General features: G+C 43.9%; 1 protein-coding gene. It reads right to left on the bottom strand.

The window, feature by feature from the left end:
* Positions 1 to 163: 163 nt before the first annotated feature.
* Positions 164 to 385, bottom strand: a 222-nt coding sequence (locus tag H8792_RS12490) for an AsmA-like C-terminal region-containing protein (protein WP_185979578.1), incomplete at its 5' end; no start/stop codon positions are given.

The following is a 385-nucleotide window of genomic DNA, read 5'->3' as shown; positions in this document are numbered from 1 at the left end:
ATTCAAAACTCATCAAATCCGCTGCTCATCACCCCCGCAACTCGCCACTCAACTTCTCAGTCAGCGTCTCGTCGTGAAGAGGTGCGTATTATGTCCAAACTCAGAATTAGTGTCAACAGTTTTTCCAAAAAAATTAATAAAAGTTTTCGACTGACTTTACCACTTAATTTTTATTACGCCTTTCTTTTACAACTGGAGCATCCCAAGGCCCGGTGACATCATAGTAATAACTGATCAAATCTTCATTAATATCGGGAATGACTTTCATCAGCGCGTATACCGCCAAGGCGGTAAACGGTGATGCAATCCCGGTTATTGCACTCAAAGCCGTCAACGAGCTGCCTAATGCAGGGGTTACATCCGCCTTCAGTGCAAACTGCTTCTC

Origin of the sequence: Thiomicrorhabdus heinhorstiae (genome assembly GCF_013391765.2) — a bacterium.
Classification (GTDB): domain Bacteria; phylum Pseudomonadota; class Gammaproteobacteria; order Thiomicrospirales; family Thiomicrospiraceae; genus Thiomicrorhabdus; species Thiomicrorhabdus heinhorstiae.
The sequence above is the reverse complement of the archived record's forward strand: the minus strand, read 5'-3'. Positions and strand labels throughout refer to the sequence as shown.